This is a genomic window from Cupriavidus sp. IK-TO18 (assembly GCF_015549295.1).
GTDB classification, from domain to species: Bacteria; Pseudomonadota; Gammaproteobacteria; order Burkholderiales; family Burkholderiaceae; genus Cupriavidus; species Cupriavidus oxalaticus_A.
This window is the reverse complement of the sequence record NZ_JADGMP010000007.1, coordinates 475,488-493,948: the sequence shown is the minus strand read 5'-3', so window position 1 is coordinate 493,948 and position 18,461 is coordinate 475,488. Positions and strand designations below refer to the sequence as shown.

15 protein-coding genes are annotated in these 18,461 nt (G+C 67.9%); 10 read left to right on the top strand and 5 right to left on the bottom strand.

Annotation, left to right across the window (positions count from 1 at the left end; genetic code table 11):
- Positions 1 to 20: 20 nt before the first annotated feature.
- A complete protein-coding gene (locus IPF36_RS07650) occupies positions 21 to 785 on the top strand; it encodes a crotonase/enoyl-CoA hydratase family protein (protein ID WP_135705273.1) in 765 nt (254 codons plus the stop codon).
- Positions 786 to 1,038: 253 nt separating this feature from the next.
- Positions 1,039 to 2,283: an MFS transporter gene (locus IPF36_RS07645; RefSeq protein WP_195427679.1), complete on the top strand. Its 1,245-nt coding sequence runs from the start codon at positions 1,039 to 1,041 to the stop codon at positions 2,281 to 2,283.
- A gap of 257 nt (positions 2,284 to 2,540) precedes the next feature.
- On the opposite strand, the gene IPF36_RS07640 is transcribed toward IPF36_RS07645, so the two are convergent.
- Positions 2,541 to 3,521, bottom strand: a complete 981-nt coding sequence (locus tag IPF36_RS07640; RefSeq protein ID WP_195427678.1) for an SDR family oxidoreductase — start codon at positions 3,519 to 3,521, stop codon at positions 2,541 to 2,543.
- 172 nt (positions 3,522 to 3,693) lie between these two features.
- Between IPF36_RS07640 and IPF36_RS07635 the strand changes: the two genes are divergently transcribed.
- Together IPF36_RS07635 and purT are read left to right on the top strand one after the other, a co-directional pair.
- Positions 3,694 to 4,173 (top strand): hypothetical protein, encoded by a 480-nt coding sequence (locus IPF36_RS07635; RefSeq protein WP_133096172.1) that lies wholly within the window; start codon positions 3,694 to 3,696, stop codon positions 4,171 to 4,173.
- A 72-nt stretch (positions 4,174 to 4,245) separates the two neighbouring features.
- The gene (gene purT / locus IPF36_RS07630; protein ID WP_133096173.1) at positions 4,246 to 5,451 is read left to right on the top strand and encodes a formate-dependent phosphoribosylglycinamide formyltransferase; all 1,206 of its coding nucleotides are present in this window, start codon (positions 4,246 to 4,248) and stop codon (positions 5,449 to 5,451) included.
- Between the two features lie 21 nt (positions 5,452 to 5,472).
- Here purT and IPF36_RS07625 read toward each other — a convergent pair whose 3' ends face one another.
- Both IPF36_RS07625 and IPF36_RS07620 read right to left on the bottom strand, forming a co-directional pair.
- Entirely contained in the window at positions 5,473 to 6,798 is a 1,326-nt protein-coding gene (locus tag IPF36_RS07625) for a mechanosensitive ion channel family protein (protein ID WP_133096174.1), read from the bottom strand.
- Between the two features lie 130 nt (positions 6,799 to 6,928).
- Entirely contained in the window at positions 6,929 to 7,246 is a 318-nt protein-coding gene (locus IPF36_RS07620; protein WP_029045934.1) for a multidrug efflux SMR transporter, read from the bottom strand.
- A 116-nt stretch (positions 7,247 to 7,362) separates the two neighbouring features.
- Between IPF36_RS07620 and IPF36_RS07615 the strand changes: the two genes are divergently transcribed.
- On the top strand, positions 7,363 to 8,280 hold the full coding sequence (locus IPF36_RS07615) for a LysR family transcriptional regulator (RefSeq protein WP_195427677.1): 918 nt from the start codon (positions 7,363 to 7,365) through the stop codon (positions 8,278 to 8,280).
- On the opposite strand, the gene IPF36_RS07610 is transcribed toward IPF36_RS07615, so the two are convergent.
- Positions 8,275 to 9,498, bottom strand: coding sequence for an HD-GYP domain-containing protein (locus IPF36_RS07610; RefSeq protein ID WP_133096176.1), 1,224 nt, complete (start codon positions 9,496 to 9,498; stop codon positions 8,275 to 8,277). The two genes, IPF36_RS07615 and IPF36_RS07610, sit on opposite strands and share 6 nt — an antisense overlap.
- A 223-nt stretch (positions 9,499 to 9,721) precedes the next feature.
- On the opposite strand from IPF36_RS07610, the gene IPF36_RS07605 reads away from it, so the two are divergent.
- Positions 9,722 to 10,015 (top strand): putative quinol monooxygenase, encoded by a 294-nt coding sequence (locus IPF36_RS07605; RefSeq protein ID WP_133096177.1) that lies wholly within the window; start codon positions 9,722 to 9,724, stop codon positions 10,013 to 10,015.
- Between the two features lie 185 nt (positions 10,016 to 10,200).
- The gene (locus IPF36_RS07600) at positions 10,201 to 11,202 is read left to right on the top strand and encodes a cysteine synthase A (RefSeq protein ID WP_133096178.1); all 1,002 of its coding nucleotides are present in this window, start codon (positions 10,201 to 10,203) and stop codon (positions 11,200 to 11,202) included.
- A gap of 13 nt (positions 11,203 to 11,215) precedes the next feature.
- On the opposite strand, the gene prpR is transcribed toward IPF36_RS07600, so the two are convergent.
- Positions 11,216 to 13,195 (bottom strand): propionate catabolism operon regulatory protein PrpR, encoded by a 1,980-nt coding sequence (gene prpR, locus IPF36_RS07595; protein WP_135705278.1) that lies wholly within the window; start codon positions 13,193 to 13,195, stop codon positions 11,216 to 11,218.
- Between the two features lie 285 nt (positions 13,196 to 13,480).
- On the opposite strand from prpR, the gene prpB reads away from it, so the two are divergent.
- The 3 genes from prpB (at position 13,481) to acnD (ending at position 18,384) form a co-directional block, all read left to right on the top strand.
- Positions 13,481 to 14,389, top strand: a complete 909-nt coding sequence (gene prpB, locus IPF36_RS07590) for a methylisocitrate lyase (protein WP_135705279.1) — start codon at positions 13,481 to 13,483, stop codon at positions 14,387 to 14,389.
- 101 nt (positions 14,390 to 14,490) lie between these two features.
- Positions 14,491 to 15,648, top strand: coding sequence for a 2-methylcitrate synthase (prpC, locus tag IPF36_RS07585; RefSeq protein WP_195427676.1), 1,158 nt, complete (start codon positions 14,491 to 14,493; stop codon positions 15,646 to 15,648).
- A 123-nt stretch (positions 15,649 to 15,771) separates the two neighbouring features.
- Positions 15,772 to 18,384, top strand: a complete 2,613-nt coding sequence (gene acnD, locus IPF36_RS07580) for a Fe/S-dependent 2-methylisocitrate dehydratase AcnD (protein WP_195427675.1) — start codon at positions 15,772 to 15,774, stop codon at positions 18,382 to 18,384.
- The last annotated feature ends 77 nt before the right edge of the window (positions 18,385 to 18,461 follow it).

Here is an 18,461-nt window from a genome sequence, read left to right as displayed (position 1 = left end):
ACTCCGACAAGGACATCTGCATGAGCGACACGCTGCAACTAGAGACCCGCGGCAATACGCTGCTGATCACCATGAACCGGCCCCAGGCGCGCAACGCCATGGACTTCGAGACCGCGACCGCGCTGGCCGCCGCGATCGACCAACTGGAAAGCCGTGACGACCTCGCCGTCGCCATCCTGACCGGCGCCGGCGGCACCTTCTGCTCGGGCATGGACCTGAAGGGCTTCCTGGAAGGCAAGCGCCCCAGCCTGCCCGGCCGGGGCTTCGGCGGGCTGACCGAGAAGCCGCCGCGCAAGGTGCTGATCGCCGCGGTGGAGGGCTATGCGCTCGCCGGCGGCTTCGAACTGGCGCTGGCCTGCGACCTGATCGTCTCGTCGAAGGCGGCCAAATTCGGCCTGCCCGAAGTCAAGCGCGGCCTGGTTGCCGGTGCCGGCGGCCTGATGCGCCTGCCACGCCGCGTGCCGTACCACATCGCCATGGAATATGCGCTGACCGGCAACATGCTGGGCGCCGAGCAGGCGCATGCCTACGGCCTGATCAACCGCCTGACCGAACCGGGCGAAGCGCTGCAGGGCGCGCTGGCGCTGGCCGGGGAAATCGGGGCCAACGGCCCGCTGGCGGTGGCGGTGAGCAAGCAGATCGTGGCCGAGTCGGCGGACTGGAGCAACGAGGAGATGTTCGAGCGCCAGCGCCCGCTGATGGCGCCGGTGTTCACCTCGGCCGATGCGCGCGAAGGCGCCGCGGCCTTTGCGGAGAAGCGCAAGCCGGTGTGGACCGGCAAGTAAGGTGGGAGCAAGCCATGCCGTCGTCGCGCCTTTCGCCTGGACGGCCGGCCGCAAGCCGGCGGGTCAGCCTGGACTAGCGCGGCGCCGGGCCGCCTTCGGCAAAGCGGAAGGCGGCCCGGCCCAAAGCCAAATTGACACGGTGCAGGCTGCCGCTTACTCTCGGCCTACCCTGCGGTATATTCAGCGCATGCTTAACATGCCAGGCGCCGCCGCGGGCACATAACGACAACGACAATCCCGCGAGACGACCATCGTGCCTGCCTCCACCGCGCCTTCCCGCCTGGAAAGCCTCCGCCCGGCCCTGCCGATCCTGCTTGGCGCCTCCCTGATGCTCAGTCTGGCCATGGGCCTGCGCCAGAGCCTGGGCATCTTCATGCCGCCGCTGACGCGGGACATCGGCATCTCGGTCTCCGACTTCACGGTCGCCATCGCCGTGCAGAACCTGGCCTGGGGCCTGCTGCAGCCGCTGGCTGGCGCATGGGCCACGCGGATCGGCTTCCGGCCCCTGATGCTGGCCGGCTCGCTGTCGTATGTGGCCGGGCTGGTGCTGCTGGCGACCGCGCAAGGCATGATCGGCGTCACGCTGGGCGCGGGCGTGGCGATCGGCGCTTCGATGGCCTGCACCGGCAGCGCGCTGGCGATGGCGGTGGCGGCACGGCCGGTGCCGGCGGCGCTGCGCAGCACGGTGCTGGGGCTGGTGTCGGGGGCCGGCTCGCTCGGCGCGCTGCTGGCCGCGCCGATCGGGCAAATGGTGACGCAGGCTTACGGCTGGCGCGCCGGGCTGGCCGCGTTCGTGCTGCTGGCGCTGGTGATGCTGCCGGCGGCCTGGATGGCGGGGCGCGTGGACAAGCTGCCGTTGCCCGCGTTCGGCGGCGCCGACCAGAGCAATGCGCGGCAGGCGCTGGGCACGGCGCTGCGGCACGCGCCGTTCATCGTCATGGCGCTGGCGTATTTCGTCTGCGGCATGCAACTGGTCTTCCTGACCACACACCTGCCGTCGTACCTGGACATCTGCGGCATGGACCCGATGCTTAGCGCGCAGGCGCTGGGCGTGATCGGCGGCTTCAACGTGCTCGGCAGCATCTTCTTCGGCTGGGCCGGCGGGCGCTTCAACAAGCTGATGCTGCTGGGCGGCATCTATACCGTGCGCTCGCTGGCGCTGACCTGGTATTTCTCGTCGGCGCCCACGCCGGGCAGCACGCTGGTGTTTGCCGCGGTGATGGGCTTCCTGTGGCTGGGCGTGGCGCCGCTGGTGTCGGGCTGGATCGCCGAGACCTTCGGCCTGCGCTGGCAGGCGATGCTGGGCGGCGTGGCCTTCTTCAGCCACCAGATCGGCAGCTTTACCGGTGCCTTCGGCGGCGGGTTGGTCTATGACGCGCTGGGCTCGTACACCGTTGCCTGGCAGGCGGGCGTGGCGATGGGGCTGGCGGCCGGGATCGCGCAGATCGTGTTTGCGGTGGCGACGCAGCGTCGGCCACCTTTGATGGCGACGTCCTGAGGGCACCGCTCCGTCCGCCGCCGTATCGAGGCGGGATCACGCACGAATGCGGCCTGCACCCCGAACGGGGGATGTGCAGCCGCTGCCGGGCAATTAGGATAAATACCGAGCGGTCCTCTAGCGGATCCTCAGGCCTTTGCGGCCCGCGTTCGCGCGGGCCTTTTTCTATATGGGCCGGCAGCCGCACGCGGCGCAGGTAAGAATCGCCCGCGGTTGTAAATCTGCCTGCCAGTCTGCCTGTCAGTGCCTGCCGGCACTCAGCGGGCGTGGCGGCGCCAATGCCACAGCGCGAGGCCGGCCAGTCCGGCCGCCACCGCCGCGCCGGCAATGCGAAGCTGGCGCATCTGTTCCGGCGAGGTCCAGCCGCCCTGGACGTCCATATGTCCCAGCGAGGCATGGAACAGGTTGCCGTCGGTGACCGGTATCTCGTGCGCCCCGCTGAAATGCCGATGCAGGATGCGGCCGTACGCCCGTTGCAGCAGGCCTGGCGCCAGCAGGTTGGCAACGCGCGCCAGCCTTGCGACCACGCCTACCGTCACCGCCTGCGAGGCCGGCGCCGCGACCGCGCGCAGCACCGCACGCGCGACCGCGCCGGCGTCGACCAGCGGCCGCGGCGGACGCAGTGCCTTGCCGGTGTAGTTGGCACTGTGGCGCATGCCCGGCGTGTCGGCGGTGGCCGGGAAGATGTCGCAGATGCGGATCTGCGGATAGTCGACCAGCTCCGCGCGCAACGCCTCCGAAAAGCCGCGCAGCCCGAACTTGCTTGCCGTATACGACACGCCATATGGCGACGGCGCCCATGCGCCCAGCGACACGATATTGACCAGCACGCCCTTGCGCGCCGCCTTGAAGAACGGCAGCACCGCATGCGCGCCGTGCAGGTAGCCCAGCAGGTTGATGCGTACCACCTGCTCATGCGCGGCCACCGGTGTTTCGTCGAACAGCCCAACCGCGCCGACACCGGCATTGTTGACCCAGACATCGATGCCGCCGTCGCCGAACTCCGCCGCACGCTCGGCCAGCCGGTGCATGGCCGCCGGCTGCGTGACGTCGCCCGGGACGGCCAGTGCCCGCGCGCCCAGTTCGCGGCACGCCGCGGCGGCGCGCGCCAGCGGCGCCTCGCCGCGCGCGCACAGCACCACGCGCGCCTGGGCACGCGCGAACGCCAGCGCGGTGGCCAGCCCGATGCCGCTGGAAGCGCCGGTGATGACAACAGTAAGCGGTCGGGTCGGGGGCATGGCGAACCTCTTTTTGAGTTAACGGCGTATTCCCGCAGGAGCAGCAGGTTCCGTTCCAGCGCGGCGGCGCTGGAATGCAACTTGCCTGTCTGCCTGGGGACCGACCACACGGCCGGCCCGCGCGGCCGGTATGGCGTGCCGGCCCCCTGGAACCTGCACAAGGAGCCCTGCCATGATCTCGACCGAACAGGAAATCCTGGTGTGCGGCCCGGAAAACGGCCGCTGGCACCTCGAAATGCGCACCGGCAACGCCGCACCGGAGCGGCTCGCCGGCGAGTTCGATTCGCCCGACATGGCCATCGCCGGCGCCCAGCAGGTCTATCCGTCGATTCCGGTGCGCGTGACCGATATCTCCGGGGCGCCGGCACCGTCGGCCCCCGCGCATGGAGGATCGCTGACCGACTATCACTACGGCGGCCACAGCGCGACCCAGGACGAGAAGCTGACCGGCCGCGCGCATCCGTCGAGCGACACCTCGCAGCCGCCGCCGGGTCCGCACCCTTACCAGGCCACTGATCTCGGCAACCTGCCGGAAGGCACGCCGCGCCACGGCATGTACGGGGTCGCGTCCACTCCGGCAGAGGCGGAGGCGGCCGACCGCAAGGACGAGGCGACACGGCGCCACCCCGGCTCGCGCGACGCCGAAGACTAGGCCAGGGCGACGCCACGGCGGGCGGCACCACGTACAATCCTGGTTTTCCCTTCGCCCCGCCGCCCTGCTGCCATGACCACCCTCGGAACGCCCCTTTCCCCCTCTGCAACCAAAGTGATGCTGCTCGGCTCCGGCGAGCTGGGCAAGGAAGTGCTGATCGCACTGCAGCGCCTGGGCGTCGAGACCATCGCCGTCGACCGCTATGACAATGCGCCGGGCCAGCAGGTGGCCCACCACGCGCGCACCATTGCCATGAGCGACCCGGACCAGCTCAGGGCGCTGATCGAAGCCGAGAAGCCTCACCTGGTGGTGCCCGAGATCGAAGCCATCGCCACCCCCATGCTGGAAACGCTGGAAGCCGCCGGCACCGTGCGCGTGATCCCCACCGCGCGCGCCGCGCGCCTGACCATGGACCGCGAAGGCATCCGGCGCCTCGCCGCCGAGTCGCTCGGCCTGCCCACCAGCCCGTACAAGTTCTGCGATTCGCTGGAAGAACTGCAGGCCGCCATCGATGGCGGCATCGGCTATCCGTGCGTGGTCAAGCCGGTGATGAGCAGCTCCGGCAAGGGCCAGAGCAAGATCGACGGCCCCGAGGGCGTGCAGGCCGCGTGGGACTACGCCATGGCCGGCGGCCGCGTCAGCCACGGCCGCATCATCGTGGAAGGCTTTATCGACTTCGACTACGAGATCACGCTACTGACGGTGCGCGCCATCGGCGCCAGCGGCCAGGTCGAGACGCAGTTCTGCGCGCCGATCGGGCACGTCCAGGTCAGCGGCGACTACGTGGAAAGCTGGCAGCCGCAGCCGATGCACCCCGCCGCGCTGCAGAAGGCCCAGCAGATCGCGCAGGCCGTCACCGCCGACCTGGGCGGCATGGGCCTGTTCGGCGTGGAACTGTTCGTCAAGGGCGAGCAGGTCTGGTTCAGCGAGGTCAGCCCGCGCCCGCACGATACCGGCATGGTGACCATGGCCACGCAGCACCAGAACGAATTCGAGTTGCATGCGCGTGCCATCCTTGGCCTGCCGGTCGATACCTCGCTGCGCAGCCCCGGCGCCAGCGCGGTGATCTACGGCGGCGTGGACGCGCAGGGCGTGGTGTTCGACGGCGTGGACCAGGCGCTGAGCGTGCCGCAGACCGAGGTGCGCCTGTTCGGCAAGCCCGAGAGCTTTACCAAGCGCCGCATGGGCGTGGCGCTGGCCTATGCGGACGATGTTGACACCGCCCGCACCCGCGCCAAGGAAGCCGCAAGCCGCGTGCGTCCGCGCGCGGTGGGCTGATACCTGAAGGAGCGGAAGGCGTTACAGCACGTGACTGCCCGCGGCGGCATGGGCGGGCGGGTGCGGTGCCGCCACCTGCGCGGCAGCGTGCGCCGCGGCCAGCACCGGCGCCATGCGCACGCCGCTCAGGTCGGCACCGGACGGGGCCTGGTACAGCCGCAGGCCCAGTTCCGGCAGGATCGCCAGCAGGTGGTCGAACACATCGCCCTGGATGCGCTCGTAGTCCATCCACGCCGTCAGCGCGGTAAAGCAATAGATTTCCACCGGGATGCCCTGCGAATCGGGCTCCATCATGCGCACGTTGAGCAGCAGGTCGTGGTGGATTTCGGGATGCGCCTTCAGGTAGGCGATGCCATACGCGCGGAAGGTGCCGACATTGGTCAGCCGCCGCCGGTTCACCGGGTCATTGCCGGCGGCGATCAGCAGCCGGTTGGCCTCGTCGACCTTGGCCTGCTTCTCGGCCAGGTAGTCGTGCAGCAACTGGTAGCGCATCAGCGCATGCACTTCGTCGTCTTCCAGGAAGCGCACGCTGCTCGCGTCGATGCGCAACGTCCGCTTGATACGGCGCGCGCCGGACTCGAACATCTGGCGGTAGTTGCGGTAGCTCTCCGAAAACAGCTTGTAGGTCGGCACCGTGGTCACGGTGTTGTCCCAGTTCTGCACCTTGACCGTATGCAGCGCGATGTCCTTGACGTAGCCATCGGCATTGCATTGCGGCATTTCGATCCAGTCGCCGATGCGCAGCATGTCGTTCGAGGTCAGCTGCGTGCTGGCCACCAGCGACAGCAGCGTGTCCTTGAACACCAGCAGCAGCACCGCCGACAACGCCCCCAGGCCGGACAGCATCCACAGCGGCGAACGGTTGATCAGGATCGACAGCACCAGCACCGCGCACACCAGCCCCAGCCCGAGCCGCCCCACCTGGATATAACCCTTGATCGAGCGCGTCTGCGCGCGGCGGCTGCCGGCGTAAACGTCCTGCCACGCGCCCAGCACGCCGCCCAGCATCAGGAAGAAGCAGACCCACAGGCTGGAATGGGCCAGGCGCTCCACCAGCAGCGCATAGCGGCCCATGTGCGGCACCTCGCCGATGCCGACGGTGATCACCGCAAAACCCACCGCATAGCCGAAGCGCCGGTACGCGCGATGGCGCGTCAGCGCCTTGCTCCAGGGCCCCTTGCCCCAGACCGTCAGCACGCGATGGGCGATGCGCGACATCACATGGCCGAACAGCCATTGCGCGACCAGCGCGATCAGCACCAGCACCACCAGGTACAGCGTGATCTGCGCCCAGGGATGGGCCGGAATACGTTGCTGGAACAGCTCCAGCAGGGCATCGAAACTCATAAGGGGCGAAGTCAAGCCAGTGGTTCGGCCGGATAGTGTACAAAACGTGCACGCCCCTTCGTAAAACTGCGATCCCAGGACCCACCAGGACCCACCAGGGCCCCCCTGTGTCCCGCGGCCCTGCCCTCGCTCAGGCAGGCAGCAGCTTCAGCCCCCCGATCCCGACAAAAATCAGCGCGATCAGCGCCAGGCGCATCGGCGCCGCGCTCTCCCCAAGGAACAGGATCCCGATCACGGTGACCCCGATCGCCCCGATCCCGGTCCATACCGCGTACGCCGTTCCCACCGGCAGGTGCCGCAAGGCCGCACTGAGCAGGAAGATGCTGGCCAGGGCGGCCCCGATCCCCAGCACCGTCGGCCCCGGCCGCGTCCATCCGTCCGTGTACTTCAAGGCAAGCGCCATCACGATCTCGATCAGCCCCGCCAGCACCAGCAGCATCCACGCCATTGCCTTTTCCTGTTCCCTGATTGCCGCCCGGCGACCATTGCCGGGCCCGCCAGGCCAATGTAGGCTGTGCGAATCGGCACGAGAACTGGCTATTTTCGCAAAGGGGCTATGCAAACATGCAGGAAGCGGACTGGGACGACCTGAAGTACTTCCTTGCCGTCAGCCAGTCAGGCTCGCTGGCCGGCGCTGCCCGGACGCTGCACGTCAACCACTCCACCGTGCTGCGCCGGCTCGCCCGGCTGGAAGAGGTGCTCGGCACCCTGCTCTTCGAGCGCCATCCGACGGGCTACGCCCTCACCACAGCGGGCGAAGCGCTGGCCCAGCGGCTTGCCGGCGTCGGCGAACAGATCGATGCCGCGCAACGCCAGTTGTCCGGCCTGGACAGCCAGCTGAGCGGGCCGCTGCGGGTCACCACTACGGACACGCTGCTGGCCGGGCTGCTGATGCCGCTGTTCGCGGAATTTCGCGCGCTGCATCCGCGGATCCAGTTGCAGATCGTGGTCAACAATAGCTTCCTGAGCCTGAGCCGGCGCGAGGCGGATGTGGCGGTACGTCCGGCCAGCGCGCCGCCGGAATACCTGGTCGGGCGCCAGGTCGGGATGCTGGAAACTGCGCCGTACGCATCGCGCGACTACCTGGCGCAAACCGGCAACGCCCCGGCCCGTGGAACCGCAGCGCCTGACTGGGCCGGCCACGACTGGGTGGTCCCGGACGACGCGCTCGCGCATCTCGCGCAGGCTCGCTGGGTGGCCGAGCACGTGCCGCCGGCGCGCCGGCTGGTGAGCGTAGACAGCCTGGTGGCCATGGTCGATGCCGTCAGGCATGGCATGGGTATCGGCATGCTGCTGTGCCTGCTGGCCGAGCACGACGCAGGCCTGGTCCGTCTGGCCCGGCCCGACCCCGCGCTCGGCACGCCGCTGTGGATCCTGACCCATCCCGACCTGCGCCATAGCGCGCGGGTCCGGGCGTTCAACGACTTTCTCTACGCCAGGCTCAGTGCGTCGCCCTGGCTGAAGCCGGCGCCGGCGCTATGAAGCTTTCGTATTCGTATACATCGCCATCAGTTGCTCGTCCGTGTAACCCCATTCGGCGGCATTCTCGAACGCCACCACCGTCTCCTCGCTGTGCCGCAGGTCGATCAGTTCCGTCGGTACCGGGCGTGACTGCGACACCGAATAGAACGCCATCACCAGCGGCCGCAAGGGGTCGGCTTCGTTCTGGCCGCAAACCACCGCCAGCCGGTTGGAGCGCAGCCGCAGCACGGTGCCCAGCGGGTAGATGCCGACGGTGCGCGTGAAGGCCTTGAACACCCGGCGGTCGAACAGCGTGTCGACGCGCACGGCCATGTATTCCATGGCGCGCGCCGGCGACCATTGCTGGTGGCCCGGACGGTCCGAGGTCAGCGCATCGTAGGCATCGCAGATCGCGGCAATCCTGGCGTGGATGCTCAGTTCGTGGCCGGCCAGCCCGAACGGGTAGCCGCGGCCATCCACGCGTTCGTGGTGGTGGACACAGACATCGAGCGGGATATTGGAGACCAGCCGCGCCTCGTTGAGGATGCGGTAGCCCGCCGACGGATGGCGGCGGTAGCTTTCCTCTTCCTCGGGCGTGCGTGCGACGGCCTTGTGCTGCACGGATTCGGGCAACGTCAGCTTGCCGATGTCGTGCACCAGGCCGGCGAGGCCGAGTTCGCGCACCTCGTCCTCCGGCAGGCTCAGCGTCCGCCCGACCGCGATCATCAGCGCGCAGACGGCAAAGGCGTGCAGGTAGCTGTAGTCGTCGCGCGCCTTGAGCCGCGCCAGCGCCAGCAGCGCCTGCCCGTGGCGCGACAGCGAGCGCGACGCGGCGTCGACCAGCGGCAGCGCGCGTCCGACCTCCAGCGCGCGGCCCATGCGGATGTCGGCGAACATGGAGCCGATCACCGCCTTGCCGGACTGGAGCAGGTCGCGCGCCCGGCCGAGCTCGGCTTCGAGCGAAGCGACCGGCTGCTCGGCCGCAGGCTCCCACGCCGGTGGCTCGGCCTCGGCAACCGGCACTGGCGGCGCCTCGGGCACGGCTGGTGCGGGCAGGTTGCGCCCCTTGAGGATATCGATCCAGACTTCGCGGACGCCCGCGGACTGGATCTGCCGAATCTGGTCTTCGTGGCTGACCAGAAACTTCGCGCGCCAGAACGGGTGGCTGATCCACGGCCCACCCAGCCTGGCGACAAACATCCCGACCTGCAATTGTTCCGACCCGATTCGTCTCAGCATGAGATGTCCCCCGGACGCTGGTTTTTTTCTTGTCGGAATGGCTATCGGCAGGCCGGCGCCAGACTTGAGGCCTGTTTTTTGCCCGCCGGAACCGCGCCGGGGTTGTCAAGGGGGCGCCAAATGCCCGGACGGCGCCGTCAGGCATTCCAGGCGGCCCCGGCGCCGGCGCTACAATGGCGCGCCCAGAGCTCACCAGACGCCAGCCAGTCGCCCCCGTTCAACCATGTCCGGAACGTACACGCTAGTCGGCATCGCCCGTGCCAAGTCCCATCGCCGCGAGGCGCTGGTATCCCAGCTCACCACGCTGCAAACGCGCGGGCTGAAGGAGCCCGGCTGCCTGGACTACCATGTCGGGCAGGATGCCGAGGACGCTCAGGTCTTCGTGATCTATATGGTCTGGGACTCGAAGAACGCGCTGGAATCGCACCTGAACCGGCCGTATATGCGCGATTTCCACGCGTCGCGGCGGGAATTCGTCGAAGGCGACTTCAGTTTCCGCTGGCTGAATGCGGCCTGACACGGCCTGACACGGCCTGAAACGGCCTGAAACGGCCTGAAACGGCCAGCCACGGCGCCAGGCGTTACCGGAGCCACTTCCCCGGCCCCACGGCCTTCTTCCCCCCGCTTGTCATTCCCGCCGCCCCGGTCTATCAATCAGATTGACCCTCATCTCGGGCCGCCGCGGCCTGGCAGGAGTGCATCATGGAAGTCAGGGACGGATTTGCCGGCACCATCGGACACACCCCGCTGATCCGGTTGGCGGGGCTGAGCGCCGAGACGGGCTGCGATATCTACGGCAAGGCCGAATTCCTGAACCCGGGCGGCTCGGTCAAGGACCGCGCCGCGCTCTACATCATCCGCGACGCCGAGCGCCGCGGCGTGCTGAAGCCCGGCGGCACCGTGATCGAAGGCACGGCGGGCAATACCGGCATCGGCCTGGCCCACCTGTGCGCGGCGCGCGGCTATCGCTGCATCGTGGTGATCCCCGACACGCAGTCGCCGGAGAAGATGGAACGGCTGCGCATGCTCGGCGCCGAGGTGCGGCCGGTTCCCGCCAAGCCTTATGCCGATCCCGGCAACTACCAGAAGATCGCTTGCCGGCTGGCCGAGGAAACCGATAATTCGATCTGGGCCAACCAATTCGACAACCTCGCCAACCGGCAGGCCCACTACGAAACCACCGGCCCCGAGATCTGGCACGCCACGGCTGGCCGCATCGATGCCTTCACCTGCTCCACCGGCACCGGCGGGTCGCTGGCGGGCATCGCGCGTTGCCTGAAGGAGCACAAGCCGGCCGTGCGCATCGTGCTGGCCGACCCGCACGGCAGCGCCCTCTATAACTTCGTCAAGCACCGCGAACTCAAGGCCGAGGGCAGTTCGATCACCGAAGGCATCGGCACCAGCCGCGTCACCGCCAACCTGCAGGACACGCCGATCGACGATGCGGTGCAGGTCGACGACCAGACCTGCGTCGACATGGTCTACCGGATGCTGCGCGAGGAAGGGCTGTTCCTGGGTGGCTCTTCAGGAATCAATGTCGGCGCCGCCGTGGCGCTGGCGCGCGAGATGGGACCGGGCCACACCATCGTGACCCTGCTCTGCGACCGTGGCGACCTGTACATGGGCCGGCTCTTCAACGAGGCGTGGCTGGCCGGCAAGAACCTGCAGCCGATTCCGTTCCGGCGCGTCGGCCCGGGGGTATAGGCACGGCCGGCGGCTACGCCGCCTTCAGCCGCCGCCACAGCGTGGTCGGGCTGATGCCCAGGATGTGGCACGCGGCGGTCCGGTCGCCGCCGCATTCGGCGAGCACGCGGCGGATATGCTCGACTTCGCTCGACTGCTTGACGCGCGCCAGCGAATGGCCGGGCCTGCCGGCCGTTGCAGCGCGCGCGGCCGGTTCCGTTGGGGCTTCCGCCACGGCCATCGCCACGCCCTCGCCGCCAAAAAGTTCCGGCACGGCGGCCTGCAGTTCTCGGAGCAGTGCATCGGCTTCCAGCTTGCGGCCGGCCACCAGCACCGCGATGCGCTCCGTGACATTTTCCAGCTCGCGGATATTGCCCGGCCATGCGTAGCGCGCCAGGCGCGAGCGCGCCACGGCCGGCAAGCGCTGCGCACGCTCGGTGCCCAGGCGCTCCTGCGCGCGGCGGTACAGCAGCTCGGCGAGCTCGGCCAGGTCTTCGGCGCGCTCGCGCAACGGCGGCATCTCGATGCGCAGGATATTGAGGCGGTAGTACAGGTCCTGGCGGAAGCCGCCGTCGCGCACCATCGCGGGCAGGTCGCGGTGGGTGGCCGCGATCACGCGCACGTTGACGGGCACGGCGTCGAGGCCGCCGATCGGCAGCACCTGTTTTTCCTGCAGCACGCGCAGCAGGCGCGTCTGCAGCGTCGGCGGCATGTCGCCCACTTCGTCGAGGAACAGTGTCCCGTTGTGCGCCGACTCGAACAGGCCGGCCTTGCCCCCGCGGCGCGCGCCGGTGAAGGCGCCCTCTTCGTAGCCGAACAGCTCGCTCTCCAGCAGCGCTTCCGGAAACGCGGCGCAGTTGACCGCCACGAACGGGAACGCGCGGCGCGGGCTGGCGTCGTGCATGCCCTGCGCCAGCACTTCCTTGCCGGTGCCGCTCTCGCCGCCGATCAGCACGGTGGAATCGACCACGGCGTAGCGCCGCGCCAGCGTGCGCAGTTCGGTCATCACCGCGGAGGTGCCGGCGAGGTCGTCGAGGCTGTAGCGCACGCCCGCGGGCCGGGCGCGGCTGCGCGAGCGCAGGTTGCGGTCGACGCGCTGGATCGCGCTGGCGTCCTGGATGGTGAGCACCGCGCCGAGGGTGCCGGCTTCGCTGGCGATCGGGATGCGGTTGACCACCACCATCTTGTCGCCGAGCTTGTGGATCGCTTCCAGCTCCTTGTCGCCGCTCTGCATCACGCCTTCAAGCGACAGGTTGGGCGCCAGCGTCTGCAGCTTGCGGCCCACAGCGGCCGCGGCCGAGGTACCGAGGAATCGCTCCATGGCCGGATTGAACGACTGGATCCGCCCTTCCGCATCGACGGCGGCCACGCCCTCGTTCAGGTGCGCCAGGATAGTGTTGACATAGTCGCGCCGGGTCGATTCAATGCGGCGCAGCCGTGCGGCCTCGATCGCGTCTTCCAGCGCCATGCGCACCGAGTTGCCTGAATACAGGAACACGCCGGTCAGGCCGTAGCGGTCGGCCAGGTCGGTGACCAGCCCTGGGCCGACCACCACCTGGATGCCCTCCTGCTTGAGCGCCTTGACCCGCGCCACGGCATCGTCCTCGGTCAGGTAGGTATAGGCCGGGATCGCCAGCGAGAACGCGCGCACGAATTCATCGACCTCGGCATAGGTGGAGGCATGCGTGACCAGCGCGACCCGGGGCGAGATGCGGCGCGCGGTGGCGAGTGCGCTCATGACGTCGAAGCCCGTCACCTTGACCAGCACCACCGGCACGTCCACATGCTGCCGCAGGTAGGCGCCGTTGGAGCCGCCGGCGACCACCACATCGAGCCGGCCTTCGCGCACTTCACGCGATACCGCGCTGGCGGCGGCCTCGAAGCCCTTGCCGACGATGCGGAATTCCGCGCGCGCGGCATAGGACGGGATCAGGTCGGCAAAGGCACGTGCCAGGCGGCTGATGCCGATGGCCCAGATGCGCGGGCGGGCGGGCGTGGAGGCGGGAGGACTCATGGTGCGGTGCGGCGTGGGGAGCGGGTGAAACCCCGTCGGGACAGGCGTACAGTGCTGGCACATTGTCCGTCATGCCCGCCCCGATTTCAACTTTGAATTCGCGATTTGCGAATGTGAAATTCAAATGTGCTGAAATGAGGACATCCGGCATCGGCAAGATTTCACGCTGCTGCCCGCGAGGCCAGTCCTGACAAGGCTTTACGGCGATTCCAGCGACGTGCCCGCAAAGGCTGGCACACCCCTTGCGCTTATGGCTCCGTCTTGTTCACCTCAAACGCAAACGCCATGACCTACTCCGCTTCCGACCTCGCGCGCTCCGCAGGCGCCCGTTTCCGCCAGGCGCTTGCCGAAGAGCATCCGCTTCAGGTGGTCGGCACCATCAACGCCAACCACGCCCTGCTGGCCAAGCGTGCCGGCTACCGGGCCATCTACCTGTCCGGCGGCGGTGTCGCGGCCGGCTCGCTGGGCCTGCCCGACCTGGGCATCTCCAGCCTGGACGACGTCCTGACCGATATCCGCCGCATCACCGACGTGTGCGACACGCCGCTGCTGGTGGACGTCGACACCGGTTTCGGCGCTTCGGCCTTCAACGTGGCCCGCACCACCAAGTCGCTGATCAAGTTCGGCGCCGCGGCCATGCATATCGAGGACCAGGTCGGCGCCAAGCGCTGCGGCCACCGCCCCAACAAGGAAATCGTCACCCAGGGTGAAATGGTCGACCGCATCAAGGCCGCCGTCGACGCCCGCACCGACGAGAACTTCGTCATCATGGCCCGCACCGACGCGCTGGCCGTGGAAGGCCTGGACAGCGCCATCGAGCGCGCCGTGGCCTGCGTGGAAGCCGGCGCCGACGCCATCTTCCCGGAAGCCATGACCGACCTCGGCATGTATCGCAAGTTTGTCGACGCGGTGAAGGTGCCGGTGCTGGCCAACATCACCGAGTTCGGCGCCACGCCGCTGTTCACCACCGACGAACTGGGCGGTGCCGGCGTGTCGATGGTGCTGTACCCGCTGTCGGCCTTCCGCGCCATGAACAAGGCCGCGGAGAACGTGTACGCGGCCATCCGCCGCGACGGCACGCAGAAGAACGTGGTCGATACCATGCAGACCCGCTCGGAGCTCTACGAGAGCATCGGCTACCATGACTTCGAGCAGAAGCTCGACGCCCTGTTCGCACAAGGCAAGGGCAAGTAAGACACCATAGAGGCAGGCGCGGCCGGGCCGGGGCAGATCCCCTCCCGGCCGTTCGCCTGACAAAGACAGGCAACACCAGGCATCACACCAAGGAGACCCAGATGTCCGAAGCGCAACCGCTCGTCACTCCCAAGCCCAAGAAATCCGTCGCGCTGTCCGGCGTTGCCGCCGGCAATACCGCGCTGTGCACCGTTGGCCGTACCGGCAACGACCTGCACTACCGCGGCTATGACATCCTCGATATCGCCGAGACCTGCGAATTCGAAGAAATCGCCCACCTGCTGGTGCACGGCAAGCTGCCGACCAAATCCGAACTGGCCGCCTACAAGGCCAAGCTGAAGTCGCTGCGCGGCCTGCCCGCCAACGTCAAGGCCGCGCTGGAGTGGGTCCCCGCCAGCGCCCACCCGATGGACGTGATGCGCACCGGCGTGTCGGTGCTGGGCACCGTGCTGCCGGAAAAGGACGACCACAACACCCCGGGCGCGCGCGATATCGCCGACCGCCTGATGGCCAGCCTCGGTTCGATGCTGCTGTACTGGTACCACTACAGCCACAACGGCAAGCGCATCGAAGTGGAAACCGACGATGACTCCATCGGCGGCCACTTCCTGCACCTGCTGCACGGCGAAAAGCCGTCGGCGCTGTGGGTAAGCGCCATGAACACGTCGCTCAACCTGTACGCCGAGCACGAATTCAACGCCTCGACCTTCACCGCGCGCGTGATCGCCGGCACGGGCTCGGACATGTACTCGTCGATCGCCGGCGCGATCGGTGCGCTGCGCGGCCCCAAGCACGGCGGCGCCAACGAAGTCGCCTTTGAAATCCAGAAGCGCTACGACAACGCCGACGAGGCCCAGGCCGACATCACCCGCCGCGTCGAGAACAAGGAAGTCGTGATCGGCTTTGGCCACCCGGTGTACACCATCAGCGACCCGCGCAACCAGGTGATCAAGGAAGTGGCGAAGAAGCTGTCGAAGGATGCCGGCTCGATGAAGATGTTCGACATCGCCGAGCGCCTGGAAACCGTGATGTGGGACATCAAGAAGATGTTCCCGAACCTGGACTGGTTCAGCGCGGTGAGCTACCACATGATGGGCGTGCCGACGGCAATGTTCACGCCGCTGTTCGTGATCGCGCGTACGTCCGGCTGGGCCGCGCATATCATCGAGCAACGCATCGACAACAAGATCATCCGCCCGAGCGCCAACTACACCGGCCCGGAGAACCTGAAGTTCGTGCCGATCAAGGACCGCAAGTAAGACCGGCTGCCGGTTTGCCCTGCGTCGGGTTGCATTGATCCGGGCCTGCGGGCAAAGGGGGTAGTTGGTCGCTGACACGGGACCACTACCCCTTTTTCATACTTATATAGATTTCCCTACACCATGAATTCTGCAAACCGCAAACCGCTACCGGGCACCAAGCTGGATTACTTCGACGCGCGCGCCGCGGTCGAGGCCATCCAGCCGGGTGCCTACGACAAGCTGCCGTACACGTCGCGCGTGCTGGCAGAAAACCTGGTGCGCCGCTGCGATCCCGCCACGCTGACGGATTCGCTCAAGCAACTGATCGAGCGCAAGCGCGACCTCGACTTCCCGTGGTTCCCGGCGCGCGTGGTGTGCCACGACATCCTGGGCCAGACCGCGCTGGTGGACCTGGCCGGCCTGCGCGACGCCATTGCCGACCAGGGCGGCGACCCCGCCAAGGTCAACCCGGTGGTTCCGGTGCAGCTGATCGTCGACCACTCGCTGGCGGTGGAATGCGGTGGCTTCGACCCGCAGGCGTTCGAGAAGAACCGCGCCATCGAAGACCGCCGCAACGAAGACCGCTTCCATTTCATCGACTGGACCAAGAAGGCGTTCAAGAACGTCGATGTGATCCCGCCGGGCAACGGCATCATGCACCAGATCAACCTGGAGAAGATGTCGCCGGTGATCCACGCTGACAATGGCGTGGCCTATCCGGATACCTGCGTCGGCACCGACAGCCACACCCCGCACGTCGATGCGCTGGGCGTGATCGCCATTGGCGTGGGCGGCCTGGAAGCCGAGAACGTGATGCTCGGCCGCGCCTCGTGGATGCGCCTGCCGGATATCGTCGGCGTCGAGCTGACCGGCAAGCGCCAGCCCGGCATCACCGCCACCGACATCGTGCTGGCCCTGACCGAATTCCTGCGCAAGGAAAAGGTGGTCGGCGCCTACCTGGAATTCCGCGGCGAAGGCGCCTCCAGCCTGACGCTCGGCGACCGCGCCACCATCTCCAACATGGCGCCGGAATACGGCGCCACCGCGGCGATGTTCTTCATCGACGAGCAGACCATCGAATACCTGCGCCTGACCGGCCGCACCGACGAGCAGCTCAAGCTGGTCGAAACGTACGCCAGGGCCGCGGGCCTGTGGGCGGATTCGCTGCAGAACGCCGAATACGAGCGCGTGCTGAAGTTCGACCTGTCGAGCGTGGTGCGCAACATGGCCGGCCCGTCCAACCCGCACAAGCGCCTGCCGACCTCGGCGCTGGCCGAGCGCGGCATCGCCGTGGACCTGGACAAGGCCCGCGCGCAGGAAGCCGAAGGGCTGATGCCCGATGGCGCGGTGATCATCGCCGCCATCACCAGCTGCACCAACACCAGCAACCCGCGCAACGTGATCGCCGCCGCGCTGCTGGCACGTAACGCCAACGCGCGCGGCCTGACGCGCAAGCCGTGGGTCAAGTCGTCGCTGGCGCCTGGCTCCAAGGCGGTCGAGCTGTACCTGGAAGAAGCCAACCTGCTGCCTGACCTGGAAAAGCTCGGCTTCGGCATCGTCGCCTTTGCCTGCACCACCTGTAACGGCATGTCCGGCGCGCTCGACCCGAAGATCCAGCAGGAAATCATCGACCGCGACCTGTATGCCACCGCGGTGCTGTCCGGCAACCGCAACTTCGACGGCCGCATCCACCCGTACGCCAAGCAGGCCTTCCTGGCCTCGCCGCCGCTGGTGGTCGCCTACGCCATCGCCGGCACCATCCGCTTCGATATCGAAAAGGATGTGCTGGGCACGGACCAGGACGGCAAGCCGGTCTACCTGAAGGACATCTGGCCGACCGACGAAGAGATCGACGCCATCGTCAGGCAGAGCGTGAAGCCCGAGCAGTTCCGCAAGGTCTACGAGCCGATGTTCGCGCTGACCGCGGAAACCGGCGAGAGCGCCGCGCCGCTGTACGACTGGCGCCCGCAGAGCACCTATATCCGCCGCCCGCCGTACTGGGAAGGCGCGCTGGCCGGCGAGCGCACGCTGCAGGGCCTGCGTCCGCTGGCGGTGCTGGGCGACAACATCACCACCGACCACCTGTCGCCGTCGAACGCGATCCTGCTGAACAGCGCGGCTGGCGAGTACCTGGCAAAGATGGGCCTGCCGGAAGAGGACTTCAACTCGTACGCGACGCACCGCGGCGACCACCTGACCGCGCAGCGCGCCACCTTCGCCAACCCGACGCTGATCAATGAAATGGCCGTGGTCGATGGCCAGGTCAAGAAGGGTTCGCTGGCGCGCATCGAGCCGGAAGGCAAGGTCGTGCGCATGTGGGAAGCCATTGAGACCTACATGGACCGCAAGCAGCCGCTGATCATCATCGCCGGCGCGGACTATGGCCAGGGCTCGTCGCGCGACTGGGCCGCCAAGGGCGTGCGCCTGGCCGGCGTGGAAGTGATCGTGGCCGAGGGCTTCGAGCGCATCCACCGCACCAACCTGATCGGCATGGGCGTGCTGCCGCTGGAGTTCAAGCCGGGCGTGAACCGCCTGACGCTGGGGCTGGACGGCACCGAGACCTATGACGTTATCGGCGAACGCCAGCCGCGCGCCACGCTGACGCTGGTGGTGCATCGCAAGAATGGCGAGCGCATCGAAGTGCCGGTGACGTGCCGTCTCGACAGCGACGAGGAAGTATCGATCTATGAGGCTGGCGGTGTGCTGCAGCGGTTTGCGCAGGACTTTTTGGAGTCGAGCAAGGCGGCGGCGTAAACCACTGCTGCCGGTTTTCTCCCCTCTCCCGCTTGCGGGAGAGGGGAGAAAACAAGCGCTACGCTTTGCTTCCCCGC